The sequence below is a fragment of the Arthrobacter sp. Y3223164 genome (genome assembly GCF_059091005.1).
Genome location: NZ_JBNHGF010000266.1, coordinates 1 through 3,985 on the forward strand (window position 1 = coordinate 1; position 3,985 = coordinate 3,985).

The 3,985-nt window shown below is 70.2% G+C and carries 3 protein-coding genes and 1 pseudogene; 3 read left to right on the forward strand and 1 reads right to left on the reverse strand.

The features are described from left to right. The 3 genes and pseudogenes from AC5RUJ_RS12280 to AC5RUJ_RS12290 all read left to right on the forward strand — a co-directional run. Nucleotides 1-383 (forward strand): annotated as a pseudogene (locus tag AC5RUJ_RS12280) (hypothetical protein); the annotation flags it as partial. Next, nucleotides 376-1,191 carry an endonuclease III gene (gene nth / locus AC5RUJ_RS12285; protein ID WP_494128623.1) on the forward strand — a complete coding sequence of 272 codons (816 nt, stop codon included), beginning with the start codon at nt 376-378 and terminating at the stop codon, nt 1,189-1,191. The pseudogene AC5RUJ_RS12280 and the gene nth, both read left to right, overlap by 8 nt. 2 nt (nt 1,192-1,193) lie before the next feature. Beyond that, nucleotides 1,194-1,898, forward strand: a complete 705-nt coding sequence (locus AC5RUJ_RS12290) for an NUDIX hydrolase (RefSeq protein ID WP_494025346.1) — start codon at nt 1,194-1,196, stop codon at nt 1,896-1,898. 139 nt (nt 1,899-2,037) lie between these two features. On the opposite strand, the gene AC5RUJ_RS12295 is transcribed toward AC5RUJ_RS12290, so the two are convergent. Further along, the gene (locus AC5RUJ_RS12295) at nt 2,038-3,738 is read right to left on the reverse strand and encodes a bifunctional 3'-5' exonuclease/DNA polymerase (RefSeq protein ID WP_494128633.1); all 1,701 of its coding nucleotides are present in this window, start codon (nt 3,736-3,738) and stop codon (nt 2,038-2,040) included. Between the last annotated feature and the right edge of the window lie 247 nt (nt 3,739-3,985).

The window sequence follows — 3,985 nt, forward strand, 5'->3', positions numbered from 1 at the left end:
CCAAGCCCACCGGGGCCGGAGCCAGTGCCGCCACACCCGCTGCCGCCAACCAGACGACGACAGCAGCCACCACGGCCATGCCGTCGGTCGGGGAGAAGGTAACCGCCCGCGCCGGCGCCGACGCTGCCTCGGCGTCTGCTCCCATCAGCGCCACCAGGGAACACTACGAGGACGAGGAAGCCGAAGGGGAATACGAGGCCTTTTGGTTCGCCGTCGGGCGCACCCGCCCGGTGCTGGACGAGAACACCGGCCAGGTCATGTTCACGGTGGAGCCCGGGTCGTGGATCCTGGCGCTGCAGGACCGCGGCGACGAATTCCTGGTGCAGCACACGGACGGCCGGGTGGGCGTGTTGAGGGACCTGACGAACATTGAGCGTGCCTGATCGGGCGCCGGCCACCCGCCGGCGCAAGACCGAAGAGTCCCTGCTGGCGCGCAAACGCCGCGCCCGGCGGATCAACAAGGAGCTCGCCGAACACTACCCGTATGCGGTGGCGGAACTGGATTTCTCCAACCCCTTCGAGCTGCTCGTGGCGACCATCCTCTCCGCGCAGACCACCGACGTCCGGGTCAACATGACCACTCCGGTGCTCTTCCAGCGCTACCCGGATGCCCGCGCCCTCGCAGCAGCCGATGAGGCCGAACTGCAGGAGCTGATCAAGCCCACGGGCTTTTTCCGGGCCAAGTCCCAGAGCCTGCTGAAGATGGCCAACCAGATCGTCGACGAGTTCGACGGCGAGGTGCCGGGAAACCTGGACGACCTGGTCAAGCTCGCCGGCGTCGGCCGAAAGACGGCGAATGTGGTGCTGGGCAATGCGTTTGGGATCCCGGGGATCACCGTGGATACGCATTTCCTCAGGTTGTCCCGCCGCTTTGGGTGGACCGGGTCCACCGACGCGGTCAAGGTGGAATTTGATGTTGCGGAGCTGTTCGAGCCCAGGGACTGGACCATGCTCTCGCACCGTGTTGTTTTTCACGGCCGCCGGGTGTGCCACGCCCGGAAGCCGGCGTGCGGCGCCTGTCCCGTCGCCCAATGGTGCCCGTCCTACGGCGAGGGAGAGGTGGACCCGGAGAAGGCGCGGAAACTGCTGAAGTATGAACTCGCGCCGGGACGCGAAGAACTGCTGGCCCGGATGATGGCCGGGGAGACGAGGCGGGAGCTTCGCGCAGCGGGCTTTCCGCTGGGAGCCTGACGATGAGCGCCAAGCAGGACCTGCAGCGGCTGGTGGAGCTGCCGATGGACCAGCGGCTCTCCGTCCGCGAACGGGAGCGCTGGTACGACGTCGCGCTTGACCAGGGGACGGCGCGCCCGGCCGCGGTGCTCCTGCTCTTCGGCGCCCTGGACGACGCACCGGCCCACTTCCACGATTCGGCCGTCCCGGATGATCTTGACCTGCTCTTCGTGGAACGCGCCGCGGGCCTCTCCTCGCATCCCGGGCAGGTGGCGTTTCCGGGCGGCCGCATCGACCCCGACGACGACGGACCCGCCGCCGCGGCGGTCCGCGAAGCGGTCGAGGAAACAGGCCTGGACGCGGCCGGCGTCGAAGTATTGGGTGTCCTGCCGGACATCCCGCTGTCGGTCAGCAACTTTTTGGTGACGCCGGTCTTGGCCTGGTGGGCCGCTCCCTCGCCGGTCGACGTGGTCGACTTTGCCGAGTCGGCGCAGGTCTTCCGTGTGCCGGTCGCCGACCTGCTGGATCCTGCCAACCGGCGGATGTCGGTGCTCCGCCGCGGCGGCCAGGTTTTCCGCAGCCCCGCGTTCCTGGTCCACGGAGTGGTGGTCTGGGGCTTCACCGCCATACTGCTCAGTCACCTGTTTGACGACCTGGGATGGTCGTTGGACTGGGACAGGTCGCGCGAAATCCCGGCACCGATCGCCCCGCGCCCTGCGGCCGGCTGACGGCTGCCCCGCGCGCCCTGTAACCGGCTGACGGCTGCCCGCGCCCCTCCGGCCGGGCTGACGGTCATGGTCCGCGCCCTGTGGCCTGCGGCCGGCTGACGGTCATGGTCCGGTGGCCTGCTGGGGGAGGCACGCTGCCTTACTTGGCGTCGGCGTAGGAATCGACCACCGCCACACTGACCGGGAAGGCCACAGGGATGGCGCCGAAGACCAGGCGGGTGGCGGCAGCTGCGGATTCCTCCACCAGCCGGCAGGCCAGTTGGGCACGGTCCTCGCGGACGTGCAGCATGACCTCGTCGTGAAGGAAGAACACCATGTCCCCCACGAAGGTTCCTTCCGCCGCGCAGGCGCGCAGCCGCCGTCGTAATTCCGCCAGCCAGCACAGCGCCCATTCAGCGGCCGTGGACTGCACCACGAAGTTGCGGGTGAAGCGGCCGCGGCTGCGGGCCAAGGTATCGGCCCGTCGCTGCTCTTCGGCCGTGGAGGTGCGTTGGGAGGCCAGCCAGCGTTCCGACGGCGGAGGGCAGCTGCGGCCCAGGTAGCTGCTGACCACCTGCCCCGCCTCGCCGGCCCGGGCCGCGCGCTCGACCACCGCGATGGCCTGCGGATACGTCCGGGTGAGCTGGGGCATCAGCCGGCCGGACTCGCCGGTGGTCGCACCGTACATGGCCCCGAGCATCGCGATCTTCGCCTTGGCACGGTCGCCGCCGAATCCGGCGTCGGCAATGCCCTGGTAGAGATCCTTGCCACGGCCGGCCGCTGCCAGGGCCTCGTCCTGCGCCAGCACCGCCAGCACCCGGGGTTCCAGCTGCGCTGCGTCCGCGACGATGAGCTTGTGGCCGGGGTCAGGGCGGACGGCGTCCCGGATCTGCCCGGGTATCTGCAGGGCCCCGCCGCCGCGTGATGCCCATCGCCCGGTGACCACGCCGCCCACTACGTACTCGGGCCGGAAGCGGCCGTCCCGGACCCAGGCGTCCAACCAGGCCCAGCCATTGGCAGTGAACAGGCGGGCGAGCTTGCGGTATTGCAGCAGCGGCTCGATTGCCGGATGGGTGTGCTGCTTCAATTCCCAGGAGCTGGTGGTTTTGACCTCGATGCCGGCCCGGTGCAGGGCGCGGATGAGCTGCTGCTGGGAGTCGGGGTTGAACGTGGGATTGGCCAGCTCCTGTCCGAGCCTGACGGCGAGCTCCTCCAGCTTGTCCGGCCGCTGGCCTTCCCGCGGGCGTGCCCCCAGTTGGTCCGTAAGGATGGCCAGGTGCACGTCCTCGCGCCACGGCACGCCGGCGTGCTCCATCTCGGTGGCGATCAGGGCGCCTGCCGATTCGGCCGCCAGCAGCAGCTGCAGCCGGCCGCGGTGGACCGACGCGGCCACGGCCGCCAACTGGTCCTGCAGCTCGGCCACGAGGTCCTCCAGGTCGGTGCCGCCGGGCTGTGGTTCGTCAAAGAGGGTGAACTGGTCCGGGGACTGCTGCGGCGGCGGTAGCTGACGCGGCAGCTCTTCGTCCTGATGCGCGGCCGGCGCCTCCCGCAGCGTGCGGACATACCCGGTGTCCGGGGCGTGGACCGACAGGGCCAGGATGTTGCGGGCGAGCGTGAGATCGTGGCTGCGGTCCACGCCCGTGCCGGCGGCCAGCAGCGGCTGATACGCGGCGCGCGTGGCTTCGAAGACCCAGCGGGGTCCCTCGCCGTCCAGGCTTCGAACCGTCGAGGCGAGTCGTCCCTGAGGCACGACGACGGGCGGCCCGGAGGGGGTGCCGTGCGCGTCGGTGCGCTGCAGGTAAGCGACGGGTTCTGTGCCCTCCGGCACGGAAATGTTCCGCGCGGCGGAGGCCAGGACCATGTACACACCTCAATTCTGCACCGACCGGTCCTCCACACGCCCCAAGCCGTCCCTTGCGGCCCACATCCGGAGTTGTCGTGGCGGGCGCGGGCCGGGAGTTCAGCGAAGATCGGGGCATGCCAGGACACCACACCGCCGCGGAGCGGTCCCGCTGGAAACCCGCGGAAGCGACGGACGTCGTCCTCGTCGGCGGCACCGACCGGCTGCGGGATGAAGTGGCCAGGATCGCCGCGGCGGCCGGGCTGGC

Excerpts from the sequence above, each read along its gene's own strand:
- AC5RUJ_RS12290 (WP_494025346.1), top strand. The coding sequence starts at position 1,194 with ATGAGCGCCAAGCAGGACCTGCAGCGGCTGGTGGAGCTGCCGATGGAC.
- AC5RUJ_RS12295 (WP_494128633.1), bottom strand. The coding sequence starts at position 3,738 with ATGGTCCTGGCCTCCGCCGCGCGGAACATTTCCGTGCCGGAGGGCACA.